This is a genomic window from Nocardia sp. NPDC004278, from assembly GCF_053602975.1.
This window is the reverse complement of sequence record NZ_JBSGEQ010000003.1, coordinates 190,624-212,472: the sequence shown is the minus strand read 5'-3', so window position 1 is coordinate 212,472 and position 21,849 is coordinate 190,624. Positions and strand designations below refer to the sequence as shown.

Below are 21,849 nucleotides of genomic sequence, written 5' to 3'. Positions count from 1 at the left end.
TGGGCGCCCTACTCCGGCAACCGCAGATCCGGCTTCTCCAGTTCCTCGATATTCACGTCCTTGAACGTGATCACCCGAACATGCTTCACGAAGCGCGCGGGCCGGTACATATCCCATACCCAGGCATCGCTCATGCGCACCTCGAAGTACACCTCGCCGTCGGCGTTCTGCGGCCGCAATTCGACGGAGTTGGCCAGATAGAAGCGGCGCTCGGTCTCCACCACGTACGAGAACTGACCGACGATGTCCTTGTACTCCCGATACAGCGAGAGCTCCATCTCGGTTTCGTATTTCTCCAGGTCCTCGGCACTCATCGGGTGGGACGTCCTCCTTCTCGCCGCACTGCGTATATTGACATCATCTCGCATGCGCCGGGTCGGTAGCCACTCGGCTATCCGGTTCGGCGCCGTCGACCAGAACTGCACCGGCCAAAACCTCATCGGCCAGTACCGCGTCGGCGTACTCGGCGGCGGCGACCGGCCGCAGCCCCGCCGCCTCCCGCACATTGCGCCAGGATCGGCGGTGCTCACTGCTCGGTCCGAGCCGTTCGAGCGCGGCGGTATGTTCGGGCGTGTTGTAGCCCTTGTGCGCGGCGAAACCGTAGCCGGGAAAGCGCTCGTCGAGTTCGACCATTATCCGGTCCCTGGTCACCTTGGCCAGAATGCTCGCCGCCGCGATGCAGGCTGCGGCCGCGTCACCACCGATGACCGGCAGCGACGGCACCGGAATACCGGGCACCCGGAATCCGTCGGTGAGCACATATCCGGGCGTCCGCCCGAGCCCGGCGACCGCGCGGCGCATACCTTCGATATTGGCGACATGGATGCCGATCGAGTCGATCTCCCAGGCCGGAACGACCACGACCTTCCAGGCCAGCGCCAGCCGGGTGATGACCGGGTACAGCTGCTCGCGCACCGATTCGGTGAGCTTCTTGGAATCGTCGAGTCCGGCCAGCTTGTCGTAGGCCTTGGGAGCGAGCAGACAGGCGGCGACCACCAGCGGTCCGGCGCAGGGGCCGCGCCCGGCCTCGTCGACGCCCGCGACGGGTCCTAGTCCGCTGCGGATCAGTGCTGCCTCCAGGGTGCGCAATCCGCCTGCCCGACGCATGACAACGCGCGGCGGCCACCCGTTGCCCGGAGTCGCGCCCTTAGCCTGTGCCACTCGACCCTGCCCCACCGTCTAATTATCCTGCGGCCCGCACCGATCAGTTCGTCTGGGGATCCTGCGCTTTCACCGGGCCGATGCGGGTGGGTGGCCAGATCTTGAAGACGGTCTTACCGCGGACATTGTCGATCGGGACGGTGCCCTGCAGATTGTCGCTGACGTGGGCGCGCGAGTCGGCGGACTGATTGCGGTTGTCGCCCATCACCCACAGGTTGCCCTCGGGCACCTTCACCGGGCCGAACACCCGGCCCGCAGGGTATGTCGCATTCTGCTGTCCGGGATACCACGGGTAGTCGTTCTTGACATACGGCTCGTCCAAGGGCTTGCCGTCCACCAGGACCCGGCCCTGTGCGTCACAGCACTGCACGGTCTGGCCGCCGACGGCGATCACCCGCTTCACCAGATCGTTCTCATCCGGCGGCACGAGCCCGAAGAAGGAAAAGAAGTTCTGCACGCCGCGCACTGCGACATTGCTCGACCGGATGGACTGGTAGCGGGTATTCCACGACGGCGGACCGACGAACACCACGACATCACCGGGCTCGGGATTGCCCCAGTAGTAGCTCGGCTTCTCCACGTAGATGCGGTCGCCGATGAGCAGGGTCTCTTCCATCGACTGGGACGGAATGACATACGGGCGTCCGACGAAACTGACCATCAGGGCCGCGATCACCGCGGCGATGACAATGAGGACCGGCAGTTCCTGCCAGAAAGGGCGTTGCTTGCGCTTCGCGCGTCGCGAGCGACGGCCCGCACCCTCGTCGTCCGAACCGGACACAGTCATCGACCCACTTTCGTCTGCCACGCCGAACAGATTAGCCCGGCACCATGACTCACGTCCGGTGCCGGGCTACTGAAGAACTATCGTGCCGAGCTGCGTTGTGCTACAAGGTCAGCGCTTTTCCTTGATCTTGGCAGCCTTGCCGCGCAGATCGCGCAGGTAGTACAGCTTGGCCCGGCGGACATCACCGCGGGTCACGACATCGATGTGGTCGATGTTCGGGCTGTGCACCGGGAAGGTGCGCTCCACGCCGACACCGAACGACACCTTGCGGACGGTGAAGGTTTCGCGGATGCCACCGCCCTGGCGCCGGATCACGACGCCCTTGAAGACCTGGATGCGCTCCTTCGAGCCTTCGATGACCTTCACATGCACGTTGAGCGTGTCACCCGGCCGGAAGTCGGGGACGTCGCTGCGCAGCGACTTTTCGTCGACGAAGTCAAGGGTGTTCATTTCATCCTTCTGATGTTCGCACGAGCAGAGGACCCTGGCGGCACTCGCGTACTCGACCGGTTCATGCTCCGAATAAGGGGTGCTCCATGGGCCGAAAGCACCCAGGGCAACCTGTGCATTGTGCCAGATCGGCGGGGCACCGGAAAAATCGCCCCGGTCCTGCCGCGGGAAAGGCCCCGCTCAGCGGGTGACCGCGCGGTGCACCGCCGCCGCCTCGGTCACGCGGCCGACCAAACGCCGGGAGCACCCTGCACCAGCGCATTCTCGTGAACGCGAGAGCCTTGGGGGTGGTCAGTTGTGGTGGGAGTGGTCGGCCATGGGGAGGTGCCAGTGGGCGGGAGCGGGTGGGGCGGGGACTACGGTGCGGGCCAATTCGGCTTCGGCGGCCTCGCGGACGTGGACTACGTCGGGTTTTCCGGCGACCAGGTCCTGGACGAAGATTTTCGCGCGGATTACTGGGCGGCGGTATCGGCGTTCGCGGACGATGGCGCGGTACATCAGCCGTCGCTTGCCGGGGTAGCGCCAGCGGGCCCATGGTGCGCCCGGTCTGCTCAGGCGTAGCGCGCCTACGACGAGTAGGGGTAGGAAGTACATGCCGAACAGGCCGGTCCAGATCTTGCCTTTCGCGATGACGACCGCCGCGAGCCCGAGGTTCACCACCGCGAAGACGACGATGGAGATCCGGACCTCCATGCTGGGGTCGCGGCGGAAGTCGTTGACATCCAGTAACCACAGCGGATGGAAGCCGAGCAGCAGCAGTCCCGTCACGGCGAGCGCGACGAAGACCGCGTCGACCGAGGTGCGGCCCTGTTCCTCCCAGTACACATCGCGCAGATAGAAGATCAGCGCGAATTCGTCGAGGGTGAGGGCCGCACCGACACCGAAGGCGGCGGCGAGCAGGCTCGCGGTGAGCGTATCGGCACTCTGGTAGGTCGTGACCAACCCGATGCCGGACAACAGCACGAGGATGACCCCGAACACCATGTGGTGGATGTGCACGCCGCCGGAGCGCAGATTTCCGGGCCACCAGCGGACCTGCTTACGGATCAACCGGACGCTGAGCCGGATCAGCAGGAACCCGACGATAAATCCGAGCAGAAAGCATGCCAACGGCAGACGACCATGCGCGATCACATCATCTTCGAGCCACCGTCGCATGGCCGCCTACAACCTCCGCCCGTATCGCCCTACTGTCCGAAACCGGCCCGCCGCAGTGCATCCGCCATCGAACCGCTCGGCGCGGGCGTGTTACGACGCTGGTTGCCCTGGTTGCGGCCCTGATTCTGCTGGCGCCCCTGGCCCTGCTGCTTACCCTGTCCATTCTGCCGCTGCCCGCCGCGATCGGGTCCGCCCCGACCACCCTGGCCACGTCCACGGCCGCCCTCGGCCTTGACGGCACCCGGTTCGTCGTCCAGCCGCAGCGACAGCCCGATGCGCTGACGTGCGACATCAACCTCGAGCACCTTCACCTTGACGACATCGCCGGACTTCACGACCTCGCGCGGATCCTTGACGAAGTTGTGCGACATGGCCGAGACGTGCACGAGTCCGTCCTGGTGCACGCCGATATCGACGAAGGCACCGAATGCGGCCACATTGGTGACCACACCCTCGAGCACCATGCCCGGCTCGAGGTCGGCGACCTTCTCTACGCCCGCCGCGAATTCGGCGGTCTTGAACTCCGGACGGGGGTCGCGACCCGGCTTCTCGAGTTCGGTGATGATGTCGGTGACGGTGGGGATACCGAACTTCTCGTCGGTGAAATCGACGGGCTTCAGCGCGCGCAGTGTCGCGGTATTGCCGATCAGTTCCGACATGCCGCGTCCGGTCGACTCCAGGATGCGCCGCACCACCGGATAGGCCTCGGGGTGCACGGCGGAGGTGTCGAGCGGATCGTCGCCGCCGCGGATGCGCAGGAAGCCCGCGCACTGTTCGAAGGCCTTCGGGCCCAGGCGTGGCACATTCAGCAACGCGGTGCGGCTGCGGAACGGGCCGTGCTGATCACGGTGCGCCACAATGCTTTCGGCGATCGAGTTGGCGATGCCGGATACTCGCGACAGCAACGGCACCGACGCGGTGTTGACGTCGACACCGACCGCGTTCACCGCATCCTCGACCACCGCGCCGAGCGAGCGGGCCAGCAGCGTTTCGGAGACGTCGTGCTGGTACTGGCCGACGCCGATGGACTTCGGGTCGATCTTCACCAGCTCGGCCAGCGGGTCCTGCAGGCGGCGCGCGATCGATACCGCGCCGCGCAGCGAGACATCCATATCGGGTAGTTCCTGCGAGGCGTAGGCAGATGCGGAGTACACCGACGCGCCCGCCTCGGACACCACGATCTTCGTCGGCTTGTTCTCCGGAATGCGCGAGATCAGTTCGGCGGCAAGGGCATCGGTCTCGCGCGAGGCAGTGCCATTGCCGATGGCGATGAGCTCGACGCCGAACCGGGCCACCAGCGCACCGAGTACGGCAAGGGACTTCTCGGTCTGTCCCTGCGGCTTGTGCGGGTAGATGACCTCGGTGGCGACGACCTTGCCGGTCGCATCGACGACCGCGACCTTCACGCCGGTGCGGTAACCCGGATCCAGCCCCATGGTGGCGCGGGTGCCCGCGGGTGCGGCGAGCAGCAGATCGCGCAGGTTCGCGGCGAACACATCGACGGCGTCCTTCTCGGCCGCCTGACGCAGCCGCATGCGGGTGTCGATGCCAAGGCTCACTTGAAGTTTCGTGCGCCATGCCCAACGCACCGTGTCCAGCAGCCAGTTGTCGGCGGCCCGGCCGCGATCGGCGATATCGAACTTCACCGCGATTCGGCCCTCGTAGACCGATCGCGCACCAGGCTCGAGTTCCTCGGTATCCGGTTCGAGCTGCAGTTGCAAGATCTCTTCCTTCTCGCCGCGCAGCAGCGCGAGGATCCGGTGCGAGGGCAGCTTGCTGAACGGCTCGCTGAACTCGAAGTAGTCGGCGAACTTCGCGCCCGCCTCCTCCTTGCCCGCGCGCACGCTCGAGCTGACCTGACCGCGGTTCCACATCAGCTCGCGCAGTTCGCCGACCAGGTCGGCATCCTCGGCGAAACGCTCGACCAGGATGGCACGGGCGCCGTCGAGCTGCTCGGCGGTGTACTGCGCCGGATCGGTGGTCGGATCGCCGATCAGCGCGTCGGCGACCGGCTCGTGACCGGCCTCGCGGGCGATCTGCGCCTTGGTGCGCCGCTTCGGCTTGTACGGCAGGTAGATGTCCTCGAGCCGGGCCTTGGTCTCGGCCATCATCAACTGCCCGAGCAGTGCGTCATCGAGTTTGCCCTGGCCCTTGATGGATTCGATGATGGCGCCGCGGCGCTCGTCGAGTTCGCGCAGATAGCTCAGGCGCTCGTCGAGCTGACGGAGCTGGGCATCATCGAGGCCGCCGGTGACCTCTTTTCGATATCGCGCGATGAATGGCACGGTCGAACCAGCATCCAGCAGCTCGACGGCGGCGCGGACCTGGCTCTCGCGCACGCCGAGCTCCTCGGCGATGCGCTGGCCCACGCTGGCCAGCGCTCTGGTCGCGGCCGGTGCGGCGGCGGTCGTGTCGGTGTTCGTCGCTGAACTGGCGATCTCGGGCGCTGTCGTCACGCCCGAGACACTACCGTTGTCACCCGACAAACGGCCCACGCCCAGGTAAACCGGTACGGGCATGCCCGAATTGCGCGGTGTCACCGTCGGTCGGAAAGGTCCGGTATGGCCTTGGACAGCTCGCGCCTCCTGGGCCTTCTGCCGGTCGTGAGGTGCTCGAACAGTGTAGTCGCAGGCCGACAGTCGAGCAGTTGGCGGAGTTTTGGACGTCCCCGGCGAGTCACCCACGTATGCGCGAAATCAGCGGTCGCTCGGTCTGCGCGCGTCCGAAGAGGCGAGCATTGCCGCACCCAGCTCACGCATTTCAGCCTTACGGATCTTGCCCGTGACAGTCATCGGGAACTCCTCCACGACGTGCACATAGCGCGGGATCTTGAAGTGCGCGAGCTTGCCGGTGCAGAACGCGCGGACCGCGTCGGCGTCCAATGGTGTTGTGCCGTCCTTCATTCGGATCCAGACCATCAGCTCTTCGCCGTATTTCGGGTCGGGGACGCCGACCACCTGAGCGTCGAGGATGTCCGGATGGGTGTAGAGGAACTCCTCGATCTCGCGCGGGTAGATATTCTCGCCGCCGCGGATCACCATGTCCTTGATCCGGCCGGTAATGGCCAGGTATCCGTCATCGTCCATGACGCCGATATCGCCGGTATGCATCCAGCGGGCGGCGTCGATGGCCTCGGCGGTCTTCTCCGGTTCGGACCAGTAGCCGAGCATCACCGAATAGCCGCGGGTGCATAGTTCGCCGGGCACACCGCGCGGCACCGTTAAACCTGTTGCGGGCTCGATGATTTTGACCTCCAGATGCGGTCCGACCCGGCCGACGGTCGCGGTGCGGCGGTCGATGCTGTCATCGCGGCGGGTCTGCGTCGAAACCGGGGAGGTTTCGGTCATGCCGTAACAGATGCACACCTCGCTCATCCCCATGCGATCGATCACGTGCTTCATGACCTCGACCGGACAGGGTGATCCGGCCATGATGCCGGTGCGCAGACTGGACAGGTCGACATCGGTGCCCGAATCCAGTTCCGCGAGCATCGCGATGAACATGGTCGGCACACCGTAGAGCGAGGAGCACCGCTCCGCCGCGACCGCGTCCAAGGTCGAGACCGGATCGAACGAGGGTGCCGGAATCACCACGGCCGCACCATGACTGGTGCTGGCCAGGTTGCCCATGACCATCCCGAAGCAGTGATAGAACGGCACCGGCACACAGATCCGGTCCTGTTCGGTGTAGCCGCAGAGTTCGCCGACGAAGTAGCCGTTGTTGAGGATGTTGTGGTGACTGAGCGTCGCACCCTTGGGGAAGCCTGTTGTGCCGGAGGTGTATTGGATATTGATGGGGTCGTCCATGGACAGGGTCGCGGCGATCGCCGCAAGTCGCTCAGCATCAATATCGGTCCGCGCCAACGCATCCCATTCGGGCGTGCCGAGCACCAGCACCTGCTCCAGACCCGGACATGCCGGGCGGACCTGCTCGATCATGGCAACATAGTTCGAGGTCTTGAACTCCGGCGCGGCGATCAGCAGACGCACTCCGGCTTGGCGCAGTACATATTCCAGTTCGCTGGTGCGGTAGGCCGGGTTGATATTGACCAGGATCGCACCGAGTTTCGCGGTGGCGTACTGGGTGAGGAACCACTCCGCGCAATTCGGCGCCCAGATGCCCACACGGTCGCCCTTGCCGATGCCACGCGCCGAAAGCCCGGTCGCGAGTGCGTCGATCGCGGCCGCGAGTTCGCGATAGGTCCAGCGACGACCGGTTGGACAGTCCACCAGCGCTTCCCGGTCCGCATAGGCGGCGGCCATGCGATCGAAGTCGTCGCCGATAGTGTCGCCGAGCAGCGGGGCTTCCGCGGTGCCGGAGGAGTAACTCGGGAGAGCGGACATCACCGAACCCCCTGCTGCCGCAGGATGAACCGCTGCACCTTGCCACTGGGCGTCTTGGGCAGTGCCTCCACGAAATGCACCTTGCGTGGATAGGCGTGCGCGGCAAATTTTCGTTTCACCAGGGCCTGCAATTCGGCCTCGATTTCGGCGTTGCCCTCGAATCCGTTGCGCAGCACCACGAATGCCTCCAGCACCTCGCCGCGCAGTTCGTCGGGCATGCCGACCACGGCGGCCTCGACCACCCGCTCATCCAGTACCAATACGCTCTCGACCTCGAACGGGCCGATGCGGTATCCGGCCATGATGATGACATCGTCGTCGCGGGCCGAGAAGCGGAAGAAGCCATCCGCATCCTGTGATCCGGCATCACCGGTCAGATACCAGCGGCCGTCGGCGGTGTAGCGCTGCGCGGTGCGTTCCGGAGCGTCGAGATAGCCGAGGAACCACAGCAGGGGGCTGCGTTCGGTATCGATGGCGACCCGGCCCAACTCGCCGATCGGCGCTTCGACATCGGCAACGTCGGCGAGCACCGCACAATGCCAACCCGGCATCGTGCGCCCCATCGAGCCCTCTGGCGCGTCCACCCGCAGCGCATCGTGCCAGGAATTGCAGATGACCATGCCGTGTTCGGTCTGCCCGTAGTGGTCGCGAACCGCGACGCCGAGGGTATCGATCGACCAGGTCACCACATCCGGGGTCAGTGGTTCGCCCGCCGATGAGGCCCGCCGCAGCCGGAGACCGGATGGGGCAGCGGCGCTATCGGCGCGCAAGGCGCGGTAGACCGTCGGCGCGGCGGTGAAATTGGTGACGCCGAACCGTTCGAGTACCTGCCAGGTCAGCGGTGCGGAAAATGCGGCGTGCAGCAGCAGACTGCGGATACCGGAGGCCAGCGGGCTCAGGATCGCCCAGTACAGGCCGTACGCCCAACCCGGGTCGGCGGCGTTCCAGTAGACGTCGTCGGCGCGGACGTCGAGCGAGAACTCCTGGTACGCATGGAATGCCGCGAGCGCACGCACCGGAATCGGTACGCCCTTCGGAGTGCCCGTTGTGCCGCTGGTGAACAGCTGAACCAGCAGCCCATCGCCACCGACGGTTGCGGCAGCGGCTCGCGGGTCGTCAGCCGAATGTTGCGAGAGCAAATCCGCGAACCTCAGCGGTGTCGCCGCCCGTACCTCGGCGTCGCGGCCCGCAATAGGCGTCTGCTCCTCGGCGACATGCCCCGGGACTGTCGCAGTGGCATCCTCGGCAACCGAACTCGCTATCGGCTTTTCGGCGGAGTCCTGGGCTGCGACGGTCGCTGATGTGCGACCGGTCGTCCGACCGTCCCCCACGATGATGACCCGCCACGTCGGCTCGGCCGGGATGTCGTCACCGGGGACGAGTTTGCTCGCCTGATCCGCGTCCGCGATGACGAGCGAGGCACGGCTGGCCTCGAGGCGGAAGGCGATGGCAGGCGGGGCGAAGGCGGTGAACAGCGGGACGTGCACCGCGCCGCGGCGCCAGATGCCGAGCAGCGCCACCACCAGATCCGCGGACTTCGACATCAGTGTGGCGACTCGGTCACCCGGTTCAATGCCGAGATCGGCGAGGGCGGCGGCAAAACGCTGGGAGCGTTCGCGCAGCTCACCGTAGGTGAGATCCGTTGCGGTCAGATCGGGGTCGACGATGGTGAACGCGACCCGGTCGGCGGGATGCCGGTCGCACAGCAGATCCGCCGCGCTGGCATCGGGTCCGTCGTAGGTCTCCAGTAACTCGCGCACGCGCGCGCTCAGGTCCGCAGTCATCTCGCCTCTCCTCATCGGTGATCCAGACCACCTCGATGTCCAATAGGATGTGGGTCACATCACGTCCGGCACTACCCCCGAAAAGGGGTGAGTCTTTTGACCCACACCAGCGCCCTGCTGCGCCCGCGCGACGGCGACGCGCTGCGCTCCGAGATCCGCTGGGTGGCGACCAAGGCGGGGGTGCCGGTGGTATTCGGCGGCGAGGTGCACGATGACGCATTGCTGCTCACCGAATTCGTCGGCACCGTTACCAATGGTCTGCGCGGACTCACCGTGCTGCGCACCTCCGGACTCGGCGGCCGGGTCATGGATATGCGTCGCCCGGCCTCGGTCGCCGACTACCGCAACGCCTCCTCGATCACCCACCACTACGACGGCCCGGTCTTCGGTGAACGCATCCGATCGGTCGTCGCGGTCCCCGTGGTGGTCGACAACCGCTCGCGCGCGGTGCTCTACGCCGCCAACCGCGGCGGCACACCGCTCGGCGACCGCACCGCTGATCTGGTCGTCGCGGCCAGCCGCCGCCTGGCCACCGAGATCACCATCCGCGACGAGGTCGACCGCCGCCTGCGCCTGTTGGAGATGACGACCCCCGCGCCCGATACCGCACCCGCCATCGCCGAGGAACTCCGCGATATCAGCGCCGAACTCCGCGGCGCGGCGCGCTCGGCCGCGGATGAACAGCTCCGCGAACGCCTGCACTCGATCTGCGAACGCCTCACCCGGGTCCTGGTCGGCGACCCGCGGCCGGACGCCCCACGCCTATCCCGCCGCGAACTCGATGTACTCTCCCAGATCGCCCTCGGCTGCACCAATCAGGAAGCCGCCCAACGCCTTTCCCTCGGCACCGAGACGGTGAAGAGCTACCTGCGCAACGCGATGACCAAACTCGACGCACACTCGCGCCACGAGGCCGTGGTCACCGCCCGCCGCCTCGGTTTGCTGCCCTGACGGGCCGCTTTCGGCGCGCGCAATGATCACGGCGTGAAATTCTCGGGGTGGAAATCGACATCGGCACGCGTGCACCGCCTATCGCGTGGTTGCGTGCCGGGCTCGCGGCCGGGCCGATGGCGGCATCGCTGCGTGCGGGTCCGATACGCCGGAACACCACGGGCCGACTCGTCGGACACTCCGGCGGTGAACCTGTCGAGAATCTGAAGTCGGCACGGTGGGGCACGCTGATCCCCGACAAGAACGGCACCTTCGCCATCATCCCGACGGCGTGGCCGCCGCGATGTGGTCAGCGTCCGCCGGTGCAAAACCCTTCGGGGGTGTACTGGCAGGGACGCTCGTCGCGTCCTTTGTACTGTCCATGGTTGCTGCTGAGGGCGCGCTGCCCCTCGCGACCGGAGTCCCGATCATGCGTATCTCGATCCGCGGCCACTCTGACTACGACGAGTTCTGGCATACCAAGATCAGATACAACCAGCACCGCGCCACCGATGAGAGTTGAGGCCATTACTCGACGCACCGTCCCGAGCCCAGCTGCTGTCCGCACAGTCACCTACCCGTCAGTCGATGTACCGTTAGTTAACGATATATTCATCGACGGGTTGATATCTGTTCATTCGGGTGCGACACGCGGATGGGCGCCGCGGCGAAGCTCAGCCGCCGTCCTGGTTGGCGAGCAGATCCGGACGCCGTTCGCGGGTCCGAGCCAGCGACTGTTCATGTCGCCATGCGGCGACCTTGACGTGATCTCCGGACAGCAGGATCGGCGGAACATCCAGACCGCGCCAGGAGACCGGGCGGGTGTAGCTGGGACCTTCGAGCAGTCCATCGGAGAACGAATCCTCTTGGTGGGATTGCTGATTGCCGAGCACGCCGGGGAGCAGGCGGACCACGGCCTCGGCCATGACCAGGACCGCGGCCTCGCCGCCGATGAGGACATAGTCGCCGATGCTGACCTCCTCGACGCGAACCCGGCGGGCGGCATCGTCGAAGACGCGTTGATCGATGCCTTCGTAACGACCGCAGGCAAATACGAGGTGTTCCTCGCTCGCCCAGCGTTGGGCGGTGGCCTGGGTAAAGGGCACACCGGCGGGCGTAGGCACCACGAGCAGCGCGTCAGCGGGGCATACCTCGTCGAGGGCGTCGCCCCAGACGGTCGGCTTCATGACCATGCCCGGCCCGCCGCCGTATGGCGAGTCGTCCACGGATTTGTGCACGTCATGGGTCCAGCGACGCAGATCGTGCACGTCGAGCGAGATCAGCCCCTTGTCGATCGCCTTGCCCAGCAACGCCGTTCGCAGCGGCTCCAGATACTCCGGAAAAATCGTGACGACATCGAGTTTCATGCTGCCCCCTGCTTCTGGCGGGAGATACCTATTGATCGCGCCCATCGATGTGGGCGCACGCCGCTACTCGGGATCGAGCAGGCCTTCGGGCGGATCGATGACCACGAGGTGATCGGCCAGCGAGACGGTCGGCACGATGGCCGTGACGAACGGAATCAGAATCTCCCGGCCGTCGTCCGCGGCACGCACCGAAAGCAGTTCACCCGCGGCCGAATGCAGTACCTCGGTGACCTCGCCGACGACGGTGCCATCGGTGAGCTGGACGGTCAGGCCCTCCAACTCATGGTCGTAATACTCGTCCGGATCCTCCGACGGCGGCAGATCCGCGCTGTCCACGACGAACAGCGTGCCGCGCAGCGCATCGGCGGCGGTGCGATCGGAGACCCCGACCAGCTGCACGAGAAGTCGGCCCGAATGCTCTCGGGCCGACTCCACGGTGAACTCACGGACTTCGTTGGACCGCGCCGCCCGACCGCGCAGCCGCACACCGGGTGCGAAGCGCGCGTCGGGATCATCGGTGCGTACCTCGACGACCAGTTCGCCGCGCACACCGTGCGATTTGGCGACCCGGCCTACGACGAGTTCCATCTAGGCGTCGGTATCGACCACGTCGACCCGGATGCCCCGGCCGCCGATACCGGCAACGAGGGTGCGCAGCGCGGTCGCGGTACGACCGCCGCGACCGATCACCTTGCCCAGGTCCTCGGGATTGACGTGCACCTCGACGGTGCGTCCGCGGCGGCCGGTGATCAGCTCGACCCGGACGTCATCCGGATTGGCGACAATGCCACGAACCAGGTGTTCAACGGCATCGGCGACTACGGCGCTCACGACTCCGCCTCGCTGACGCTCGGCTCCGTCGTGCGCGCCGAGGGCGCAGTGTCTTCGGTTCGCTCGCTGCGCTCGCTCACGACTACTCGGCAGCCTCGGTCTCGGCGGCCTCGTCCTTCTTGGCCTTCTTCTTGGGGGTGACGGCCTCGGCGACCGGCTCGTTATCGGCGGCGGCCAGCGCGGCGTTGAACAGGTCCAGCTTGGACGGCTTCGGAGCCTTCACCTTCAGGGTGCCCTCGGTGCCCGGCAGGCCCTTGAACTTCTGCCAGTCGCCGGTGATCTCCAGCAGGCGCTGCACGGCCTCGGTCGGCTGCGCGCCGACACCCAGCCAGTACTGCACGCGCTCGGAGTTGATCTCGATCAGCGACGGCTCTTCCTTCGGGTGGTACTTGCCGACGTTCTCGATGGCGCGGCCGTCACGACGGGTGCGGGCGTCGGCGATGACCACGCGGTACTGCGGGTTGCGGATCTTGCCGAGGCGGGTGAGCTTGATGCGAACAGCCATGTGCTGATCTGCCTTTCAGTGGATGGTCACGGCACAATTCAGCGACCCGCACGGTCTGCGAGCCCGGTTTTGCGCTTGGAGTGTGTGACCGCCGCGCGGTACGTAACCGGAGACGGGCTGACACTTGTCCAGGAGGACGATGGTCCATTCTGCCAGACTGGCCACCCTCCCCTGAAATCGCGATGTCAGGAAGCGGTAACCCGCCGAGCTAGGACGGGCCGGACGTGACGAACCCTCGGCTGGGCGCGGTGGCGGCGACTGCTTTCGTGGACATGAAGGGGCTGCCCCACCACATTCGCCAGCCGAGTGGGCGGATGGTGACGTCGATCGCACCGGCGTCGGTCATGGTGGTCTGGTACTCGGTGGTCTTGCTGATATCGGCGAGCAGGAGGCGGCCGCCGGGGCGCAGGACCCGCAGCGCCTCGCGGACCGCGGCGGCGCGCCCTTCGGACTTCTTGATGTTGTGGATGGCCAGACTCGACACGACCACGTCGAATGCGCCGTCGGCGAACGGCAGGTCGGTCATGTCGCCGGTATGCAGTTCAACCCGATCGTCGAGGCCCTCGGCCGCCGCATTCGCCGCCGTGGTCTCCTGACTGTTGCCGGACTGGTCGGCGGAGCGCCATAGATCCACGCCGACCGCCCGCCCGGTGGGCAGCCGCCGTGCGACGGCCAGCAGTACCGCTCCGCGACCGCAGCCCAGATCCAGGACCCGCTCCTCGCCGCGCAGCGCGAGATCATCGAGCAGTCGAGCCCAGACCTGGAACTTGCCGCGCCGAGTGGCGTGCAGATACAGCCCGAACTGCGCCGCCATGACAAGGGTGATCGCGGCCAGCACCCACACCACGACGCCGCCGGATAGTGCCAACCCGACGATCACCGTCGCGATCAGGTACCCACCCGTGAGCGCCCCGAGCACGAGCAGCACGGGTGGCGCGTCGACACCATAGGACGCATGTCCTCGGACAGCCGTCATGAACCGATCCTAGCGATCACCAAAGCCATTGGCGGCGAAAACATCTCACCGCGTCGACCGCCACTGGCGGCCGACACCACCCGCGAGCAGAATCCACGGGCCGAGGCGAGACCGCCCTAGCGAACCAGTGGCGCGAGCGTGCGTCCCGCGAGATCGACAGCACCGGGTTCGTGACCGGTGGTCACCATATTGACGATGAGGCCCTGGACACCACTGTCGAGCACCCGGGTCTGCAGTTGCTCGGCGACTTCGGCGGGGGTGCCGACGAATTGGCGGTCGGCGATGGTCTGCTTGCGCTCGTCCTCGGAGAGGGTGGACAGGTCGACGCCGATGCCGCGCAGCATATCCTGCTGTTGTTTGCGCGCACGGTCGCCGTCTTCATCGATCATCAGGAAGCAGAGGAAGCTGACTTCCAAAGTCGCCGGGTCGCGACCGATTTCGGCGCAACGCTGGTGCAGCGCCGCCATCTTGCGCGGGAGTTCGGAGGCGTTGGCGACGATATTGATGTGATCGGCGAAGCGGGCCGCAAGCGCGAAGGTCTTCTTCTCGCCGCCGCCACCGAGCAGGATCGGCAGATCGTTGCGCAGCCGAGGCTCGTTCATGGCGTTATCGGTGTGGTACCACTTGCCGTCGAAGGTCGAATGTTCGCCGCGCAGCATCGGTGTGATGATCTGCAGCGCCTCGTCGAGGCGCTGGAATCGTTCGGTAAAGGTGCCGAATTCGAAGCCGTAGGACTGGTGCTCGAGTTCGAACCAGCCCGCGCCGATACCGAGTACGGCCCGGCCGCCACTCACCAGATCGAGGGTGGTTACGGTCTTGGCCAGCAGCGCGGGATTGCGGTAGGTGTTGCCGGTTACCAACGCCGACAACTGAACTCGTTCGGTGGACGCGGCGATGCCGGACAGCGCGGTGTATGCCTCCAGCATCGGATCGCTCGGCACACCGAGACCGGGCAACTGGTAGAAGTGGTCCATTACGAAGACGGTGTCGAAGCCAGCGGCTTCGGCCTCCCTGGCCTGCGCCACCACAGTCGGAAACAGTTCGCTGACGGGCCGGCCATAGCTGAAGTTGGGCATCTGATAGCCGAGGCGAATGGTCACGGAACCGACCATACGCGCCCGCCGCCGCGAGTTCCGGTTCTTGCTCGTATCAACCCGCTGACCTGGGCAGCAGCACGTCCGGACCGGCCGTCACACGAGCTGTCCTACAGTACGCCCACCCGGCACGCGGCAGAGGTCACCGGTGGCCGGTGACCGGGTTGCGGCGCTTGACGACCCGGCCCCGCAGGACGACGTACTGGGGATCGATGAGCGCGGCCGGGCTGATACGTGGATCCTCCCGGTAGACAACGAAATCCGCCGGTGCACCAGCTTCGATGCCCGGTCGGCCCAACCAGCTGCGGGCATTCCAGGAGGCGGCGCCGAGCGCATCGTGTTCGGACAGCCCGGCCCCGGACAGCGCGGCGATCTCGTCTGCGATACGGCCGTGCCGGATGGAGGCGCTGGCATCGGTGCCCGCGAAAATCGGCACACCCGCATCGTGCGCATTGGCGACCGTGCGGCGGACCCGCGCGTGCAGATCACGCATATGCGCGGCGTAAATGGGGAATTTGCCTGCACTGGCGGCGATTTCGGGGAAGGTATCGATATTGATGAGGGTCGGCACCAGTGCAGTTCCGTGTTCGACCATCATCTCGATGGTGTCGTCGGTGAGGCCGGTGCCGTGCTCGAGGCAGTCGATGCCGGCATTGATCAGCCCCGGCAATGCGTCCTCGCCGAAGACGTGAGCCGTCACCCGCGCGCCATTGGCGTGTGCGGCGTCGATCGCCTCCTTCAGGATCGCGTCGCTCCACAGCGGCCGCAGATCGCCCACCGACCGGTCGATCCAGTCCCCGACGACCTTCACCCAGCCATCACCGAAACGAGCCTGCTCGGCGACGATATCCGGCAGATCGCGCTCATCGTCGACCTCGATGCCGAGCTCGCGGATATAGCGCCGCGGTCGCGCGATATGGCGGCCAGCGCGAATGATCCGCGGGAGTTCCTCGTGCTCGTCGATGAAGCGCGTGTCGACCGGTGAACCCGCGTCGCGCAGCAGTAGCGCGCCCGCATCCCGCTCGGTTTCGGCCTGTGCGATCGCCCCGGCCCGGTCCTCGTGTCCCCCGCCGTACCGAACCCCGACGTGACAGTGCGCATCGACCAGCCCCGGCACGATCCACCCCGCGTCGCAGAGGGTTTCGGCCCCCGTGACCGGCTCGAACGACACCACACCGTCGCGCACCCACAGATCACGCACCTCGGCATCAGGGAGAACCACACCTCGCAGATGCACAAGCAACCTCCTCGACGTCGTCGGCCGCCTCCAACCTAGTGCCGACACCCCTTGACGGCCACTTCGTCGGCCCGCGCAACGTTTCAGCCGGCGCAGACCGCGTTGGCATCCGTGCCGCCCTCCTACGCGCCGGGCACCCGGGTAGCGGGCACCCGGCCGAGCCGGACGAATTCATCGCCGCAGACCGCGCCCAAGTCCGGTGCCGAGCCGCGCGCAGCACGACCTGCCCTGCGCCGCAACAACATTGGCTGCGGACCGCAGTGCTACTTCTTGGGGAAGTTCAGCTTCGAGATATCGAAACCCTCGAGCCCGGGCGGCAACTGGTCCAATCCAGCGGGCATACCGGACAGATCGGGCATACCGGCAGGCATGCCCGGCATCCCCGGGAAGCCACCGCGCACCTTCGGCGGCGTCGGCCCACGGCCCCCCTTCTTGCCCTTCTTGCCCTTCTTCGCATTGGCCCGTCGCGACCCGGGCAGCCCCATCTGGCGACCCATCATGGTCATCATCTTCTTGGCCTCGAAGAACCGGTCCACCAGCTGATTGACTTCGGACACCTGGACGCCGGAGCCATTGGCGATGCGCAGGCGGCGGGATGCGTTGATGATCTTCGGGTTCGCGCGTTCGGCCGGGGTCATGCCGCGAATGATCGCCTGCACCCGGTCGAGCTGCTTATCGTCGACCTGGGCGAGCACATCCTTCATCTGACCCGCACCGGGCAGCATGCCGAGCAGATTTCCGATGGGCCCCATCTTGCGGATGGCGAGCATCTGATCGAGGAAGTCCTCGAGCGTCATCTCGCCGCTGCCGATCTTGCGGGCGGCTTCTTCGGCCTGCTGCTGGTCGTAGACCTGTTCGGCCTGTTCGATCAGGCTGAGCACATCACCCATGCCGAGGATGCGCGAGGCCATCCGGTCCGGATGGAAGACATCGAAGTCCTCGAGCTTCTCACCGGTCGAAGCGAACATGATCGGCGCGCCGGTCACATTGCGGACCGACAGCGCCGCGCCACCGCGGGCGTCACCATCGAGCTTGGTGAGCACCACGCCGGTGAAGCCGACGCCGTCGCGGAAGGCCTCGGCGGTGTTGACCGCGTCCTGGCCGATCATGGCGTCGAGCACGAACAGCGTCTCGTCCGGCTGCACGGCATCGCGAATGCCAGCGGCCTGTGCCATCAACTCGGCGTCGATGCCGAGGCGACCGGCGGTATCGACGATGACCACGTCGTACTGCTTGCTGCGGGCCTCGGCGACACCGGCCTCGGCCACCACGACCGGATCGGCTGCCGAGATGCCGAGCGGATTCTCGCCACCACCGACGGAGGTACCGGGATGCGGCGCGAAAACGGGCACACCCGCACGCTCACCGACGACCTGGAGCTGGGTAACCGCGCCGGGGCGCTGCAGGTCGCAGGCCACCAGTAGCGGCTGATGCCCCTGCCCCTTCAGCAATTTCGCGAGTTTGCCCGCCAGGGTCGTCTTACCGGAACCCTGCAGACCGGCGAGCATGATCACCGTCGGCGGGTTCTTGGCCAGCGTCAGCCTGCGGGTTTCACCGCCGAGGATGCCGATGAGTTCCTCATTGACGATCTTGACGACCTGCTGGGCCGGATTGAGGGCGGCCGAAACCTCGGCACCCTTGGCCCGCTCCTTGATCTTCGCGATGAAACCGCGCACCACGGGCAGCGCGACGTCGGCCTCGAGCAGGGCGAGACGGATCTCGCGACAGGTGGCGTCGATGTCGGCCGGTGACAGACGCCCCTTACCGCGAAGATCCTTGAGGGCACCGGTAAGCCGGTCGGACAGGGATTCGAACACCGATCGCGCTCCTGATCTCGTGGGACGTCACTTGGTATCCCAGGGTAATGGGACAGCCCACCAGTTCGCGCAAGCGGTGCACTTTCCAGGGACTATTCGAGTACGCGACGGCGCGGTTTGGCAGTTTTGCGGTAGTCGTGGTTCTCCAGCGCAACCATGAATACCGCCTCGCGGGCGGTCAGGCCCAGTTCCAGGGCCAGGTCGTCGAGCATGGCCCAACCGGTGCCGGTCGGCACATCGTGCGTGGCGACAGTGGTGGCGATCGTCATAGCGGTGACAGCCTGTTGTCCGGACAGGGTCCGGCCGGGTAGCCAGGAGACGACCCAGCGATCACCGCCGACGCAGCGCGCCATATGCGTGGTCTCATCACTCGTCATCATCGACGCCGAAACGACTTCAATTGCCACCGACCTGCTCCCCTCATGCTCGCGATAGCCAGACGCTCTGATACTAGGGTGCGAGGGGGCCAGCGCCTACCGTTTCAGCAAATCATCTGCAAATCTAAATTAGCTCGGTCAGGAGCCCGTGCTCGATCCGGGCGCCACGCCCTCGGGCGGCTTCGGCGCGGGCCGGGGAACCACCGCCAAGATCGCCTTCTCAATGGTCTCGCGGCGCTGCGGGGTGTCCTCGACCAGGTCGAGACCGAAGGCGTCGACCACCGCCGAACCCATGGTCACCACCTTCGCCCACCGCACGTCGGCACGACATTCGGCAAGCGCCGCCGCCAACCTGCTGAGCAGCCCGATCCGGTCCTCGGCGCGCAATTCGAGCACCAACTGGCCGGTCGAGTTGGCCGACCAGATCACCCGCGGCTGCGCCTGCGCATACGGGCTCGGCCGGGCGCCGGTGGCCTCGCGCTCGCGCTTGGCCAGCAGCGCGTGCAGATCCAGATCGCCGGCGGTCGCCCGGATCAGCTCCTGCCGCAACAGCCCGACGTCCGGCGGATCACCGAATTTGGGCGACACCACGAAGGTATTGACGGCCGAATCGGCTTCGCCGCCGACGGTGGCCGAGAGCACCCGCAGTGAGTGCAGGGCCAGCACCCCGGCAGCATCCGAGAGCAGACCCGGGGTATCCGGTGCGATCACCGTGACGGTGTAGATGTACTTGCCCTCGCCGGGCCGCAGATCGACATGCACACCACCAGCCGCGGCCTTGGCCAGCAATTCGGGTGCGATCGGCTCCGGCTCGGGCAGCTGGTCGCCCGCCATCACCAGGCGGCAGCGCCGCACTAGCTCACCGATCAGTGAAGCCTTCCAATCGCCCCATACCCCGGGGCCGGTGGCCAGCGAATCGGCCTCGGCCAGGGTGTGCAGCAGTTCCAGCAGCTGCACGTCACCACCGAGGGTGTCCACGACGAACTGCACGGTATCGGGATCGGCGAGGTCACGTCGCGTCGCGGTGTCCGGCAACAGCAGGTGGTGGCGCGCGATCGCGCTGAGTGTCTGCACATCCGACGGCCACAGCCCGAGCCGCCGCCCGATGTGGGTGGCCAGTTCGGCCCCGACGACGCTGTGATCGCCTGCCCGCCCCTTGCCGATATCGTGCAGCAGCGCACCCAACATCAGCAGGTCCGGGCGGGCGACCCGAGTGCTCAGCGCACTCGAATAGGCGACTGTCTCCATCAGGTGCCGGTCCACGGTCCAGGTGTGCAGCACATCGCGCGGCGGCAGGTCCCGCACCGCGCCCCATTCCGGAAGTAGCCTGCCCCACAGGCCCGTTCGGTCCAGCGCCTCGACCGCATCGATGGCGCCACGGCCCGCGCCGAGCAGGATCAACAGGTCGTTGAGCGCATCCTTGGGCCAGGGCTCACGCAGCTCCGGCGCGTCCTCGGAGAGCCGATTCAGTGTCGTCGCCGACATCGGCAACCCCGTCTGCGCCGACGCCGCGGCCACCCGCAGGATCAGTCCGGGATCGCGCTGCGGCCGCGCATCCCGCGCCAGCACGACCTCACCGGCATGTTCGACCACCCCCTCATCGAGTGGTCGACGCACCGGCATGCGGCGCAGTCGCGCGAGGCCACGACGCGGCAGCGCATTGGCGGCGGTGCGCAGACCGACATCGACGGAGTAGCTCACCGTCCGCGCGGAATCACTGAGGGTGCGGGCGAGGTCGAAGCGGTCACCGATGCGCAGCGCCGCGCCGATCTCGTCGGCATCCTGGGCACGCAGCTGATCACGCGCCCGACCCGCCACCCGATGCAGCTCCGTGCGAACATCCAGCAACCGCCGGTGCGCCTGTTTCAGACCGCCGCCCGGCACGTCCGGACCGAGCCCTGGCATGGCGTCGGTCAGCTGGGCGATGGCCAGTGCGTCGAGCAGTTGGATATCGCGCAGTCCGCCGCGCCCGTTCTTCAGATCGGGCTCGGCGCGATGGGCAATCGCGCCGCTCCGCTGCCATCTGGTCTCGGCCTGTTCGATCAATTCGTCGAAGCGCGAACGAATTCCGGTCCGCCATTCCCGACGCACCCCACCGATGAGCAGATTGCTCAACTCGATATCACCGACGATATGCCTGGTCTCGAGCATGCCGAGGGCCGCGACGAGATCGCCGGACGCGACGCGCAGCGCCTGTGGAACGGTGCGCACGCTGTGATCGAGTTTGATGTGCGCGTCCCACAGCGGATACCACAGCTGATCGGCCACCTCGGCCACCCGCGCCGGATCGACATCGTCGTGCAACAACACCAGATCCAGATCGGAATACGGCAGCATCTCCTTGCGACCGAGACCACCGACGGCGACCACCGCCAGACCGCTGTCGCGGGTGATGCCGAGTTCGGTGCCCTTGGTGGTCAGCCACAGTTCGAACAGATCGACCAGCGCCGAACGCAGGGATTCGGCATCCAGCCGTGGATTTCTGGGCAGTCCGCCCTCGAGCAATTGATTACGTGCCCGGACCAGATCGGCCGCGCCGTTGGAGACATTCGTGCCGCCGTCCTCGGTTACCTGTCCGCCGTCTTGCTCGTGACTACCCACAAACCCACCGCCCATCAAGATGCGTGCGGCCCCGCCCCGACCGGGCAATCCGGTGGGAGCGGGGCCGCCGCTCGATTTCGATATCTGCCTACAGAGCGTCGGTACCGCGTTCCCCGGTCCGGACCCTGATGATCGACTCCACCGGGGTGACCCAGACCTTGCCGTCACCGATCTTGCCCGTGCGGGAGGCCTCGACGATCACCTCGACGACCTTGTCGACCGAGGCATCGTCGACAACGACCTCGACGCGAACCTTCGGAACGAAATCCACGGAGTATTCCGCACCGCGGTAGACCTCGGTGTGGCCCTTCTGGCGACCGTAGCCCTGTACCTCGCTGACGGTCATGCCCAGCACACCCGCCTGCTCGAGCCCGGATTTGACGTCCTCGAGAGTGAACGGTTTGACGATAGCGGTGATCAGTTTCATGTCG

Annotated in this window: 20 protein-coding genes; 1 reads left to right on the top strand and 19 read right to left on the bottom strand. The window is 66.5% G+C overall.

The window, feature by feature from the left end; all coding sequences use genetic code 11:
- Positions 1–8: 8 nt before the first annotated feature.
- The 8 genes from ACWEO2_RS05890 to ACWEO2_RS05855 all read right to left on the bottom strand — a co-directional run bounded on the left by ACWEO2_RS05890 (position 9) and on the right by ACWEO2_RS05855 (position 9,683).
- Positions 9–314 (bottom strand): DUF2469 domain-containing protein, encoded by a 306-nt coding sequence (locus ACWEO2_RS05890; RefSeq protein ID WP_011210678.1) that lies wholly within the window; start codon positions 312–314, stop codon positions 9–11.
- Between the two features lie 43 nt (positions 315–357).
- Complete coding sequence (locus ACWEO2_RS05885) at positions 358–1,176, bottom strand: ribonuclease HII (protein WP_452404311.1); 819 nt, start codon at positions 1,174–1,176, stop codon at positions 358–360.
- 28 nt (positions 1,177–1,204) lie between these two features.
- A complete protein-coding gene (gene lepB, locus ACWEO2_RS05880) occupies positions 1,205–1,948 on the bottom strand; it encodes a signal peptidase I (protein WP_452404310.1) in 744 nt (247 codons plus the stop codon).
- A 108-nt stretch (positions 1,949–2,056) separates the two neighbouring features.
- Positions 2,057–2,398 carry a 50S ribosomal protein L19 gene (gene rplS, locus ACWEO2_RS05875; protein ID WP_011210681.1) on the bottom strand — a complete coding sequence of 114 codons (342 nt, stop codon included), beginning with the start codon at positions 2,396–2,398 and terminating at the stop codon, positions 2,057–2,059.
- 291 nt (positions 2,399–2,689) lie between these two features.
- A complete protein-coding gene (locus tag ACWEO2_RS05870; protein ID WP_452404309.1) occupies positions 2,690–3,556 on the bottom strand; it encodes a hypothetical protein in 867 nt (288 codons plus the stop codon).
- Between the two features lie 29 nt (positions 3,557–3,585).
- On the bottom strand, positions 3,586–5,994 hold the full coding sequence (locus ACWEO2_RS05865) for a Tex family protein (RefSeq protein ID WP_452404516.1): 2,409 nt from the start codon (positions 5,992–5,994) through the stop codon (positions 3,586–3,588).
- A 258-nt stretch (positions 5,995–6,252) separates the two neighbouring features.
- The gene (locus ACWEO2_RS05860) at positions 6,253–7,899 is read right to left on the bottom strand and encodes an AMP-binding protein (RefSeq protein ID WP_452404308.1); all 1,647 of its coding nucleotides are present in this window, start codon (positions 7,897–7,899) and stop codon (positions 6,253–6,255) included.
- The gene (locus ACWEO2_RS05855; RefSeq protein WP_452404307.1) at positions 7,899–9,683 is read right to left on the bottom strand and encodes an AMP-binding protein; all 1,785 of its coding nucleotides are present in this window, start codon (positions 9,681–9,683) and stop codon (positions 7,899–7,901) included. Before ACWEO2_RS05855 ends, ACWEO2_RS05860 begins: the two co-directional genes overlap by 1 nt.
- A 96-nt stretch (positions 9,684–9,779) precedes the next feature.
- Here ACWEO2_RS05855 and ACWEO2_RS05850 point away from each other — a divergent pair, with 96 nt between their 5' ends.
- Positions 9,780–10,634: a response regulator transcription factor gene (locus tag ACWEO2_RS05850; protein WP_452404306.1), complete on the top strand. Its 855-nt coding sequence runs from the start codon at positions 9,780–9,782 to the stop codon at positions 10,632–10,634.
- A gap of 653 nt (positions 10,635–11,287) precedes the next feature.
- On the opposite strand, the gene trmD is transcribed toward ACWEO2_RS05850, so the two are convergent.
- From trmD to ACWEO2_RS05795, 11 genes are all read right to left on the bottom strand, one after another.
- Positions 11,288–11,980: a tRNA (guanosine(37)-N1)-methyltransferase TrmD gene (gene trmD / locus ACWEO2_RS05845; RefSeq protein ID WP_452404305.1), complete on the bottom strand. Its 693-nt coding sequence runs from the start codon at positions 11,978–11,980 to the stop codon at positions 11,288–11,290.
- Positions 11,981–12,043: 63 nt separating this feature from the next.
- Positions 12,044–12,568, bottom strand: a complete 525-nt coding sequence (gene rimM / locus ACWEO2_RS05840; protein ID WP_355177472.1) for a ribosome maturation factor RimM — start codon at positions 12,566–12,568, stop codon at positions 12,044–12,046.
- Positions 12,569–12,811 (bottom strand): RNA-binding protein, encoded by a 243-nt coding sequence (locus tag ACWEO2_RS05835; protein WP_327101130.1) that lies wholly within the window; start codon positions 12,809–12,811, stop codon positions 12,569–12,571. It lies immediately after the preceding gene.
- Positions 12,812–12,893: 82 nt separating this feature from the next.
- Positions 12,894–13,316 carry a 30S ribosomal protein S16 gene (gene rpsP / locus ACWEO2_RS05830; protein WP_452404304.1) on the bottom strand — a complete coding sequence of 141 codons (423 nt, stop codon included), beginning with the start codon at positions 13,314–13,316 and terminating at the stop codon, positions 12,894–12,896.
- A 208-nt stretch (positions 13,317–13,524) separates the two neighbouring features.
- Positions 13,525–14,292 (bottom strand): class I SAM-dependent methyltransferase, encoded by a 768-nt coding sequence (locus tag ACWEO2_RS05825; RefSeq protein ID WP_452404303.1) that lies wholly within the window; start codon positions 14,290–14,292, stop codon positions 13,525–13,527.
- A 116-nt stretch (positions 14,293–14,408) separates the two neighbouring features.
- Positions 14,409–15,392: an LLM class F420-dependent oxidoreductase gene (locus ACWEO2_RS05820; protein WP_452404302.1), complete on the bottom strand. Its 984-nt coding sequence runs from the start codon at positions 15,390–15,392 to the stop codon at positions 14,409–14,411.
- 136 nt (positions 15,393–15,528) lie between these two features.
- A complete protein-coding gene (locus ACWEO2_RS05815) occupies positions 15,529–16,623 on the bottom strand; it encodes an amidohydrolase family protein (RefSeq protein ID WP_452404301.1) in 1,095 nt (364 codons plus the stop codon).
- Positions 16,624–16,886: 263 nt separating this feature from the next.
- The gene (gene ffh / locus ACWEO2_RS05810) at positions 16,887–18,440 is read right to left on the bottom strand and encodes a signal recognition particle protein (protein WP_452404300.1); all 1,554 of its coding nucleotides are present in this window, start codon (positions 18,438–18,440) and stop codon (positions 16,887–16,889) included.
- 92 nt (positions 18,441–18,532) lie between these two features.
- Positions 18,533–18,847 (bottom strand): hypothetical protein, encoded by a 315-nt coding sequence (locus ACWEO2_RS05805; RefSeq protein WP_452404299.1) that lies wholly within the window; start codon positions 18,845–18,847, stop codon positions 18,533–18,535.
- 108 nt (positions 18,848–18,955) lie between these two features.
- On the bottom strand, positions 18,956–21,433 hold the full coding sequence (locus ACWEO2_RS05800; protein WP_452404298.1) for a [protein-PII] uridylyltransferase: 2,478 nt from the start codon (positions 21,431–21,433) through the stop codon (positions 18,956–18,958).
- Between the two features lie 73 nt (positions 21,434–21,506).
- Complete coding sequence (locus tag ACWEO2_RS05795) at positions 21,507–21,845, bottom strand: P-II family nitrogen regulator (RefSeq protein WP_040868325.1); 339 nt, start codon at positions 21,843–21,845, stop codon at positions 21,507–21,509.
- Between the last annotated feature and the right edge of the window lie 4 nt (positions 21,846–21,849).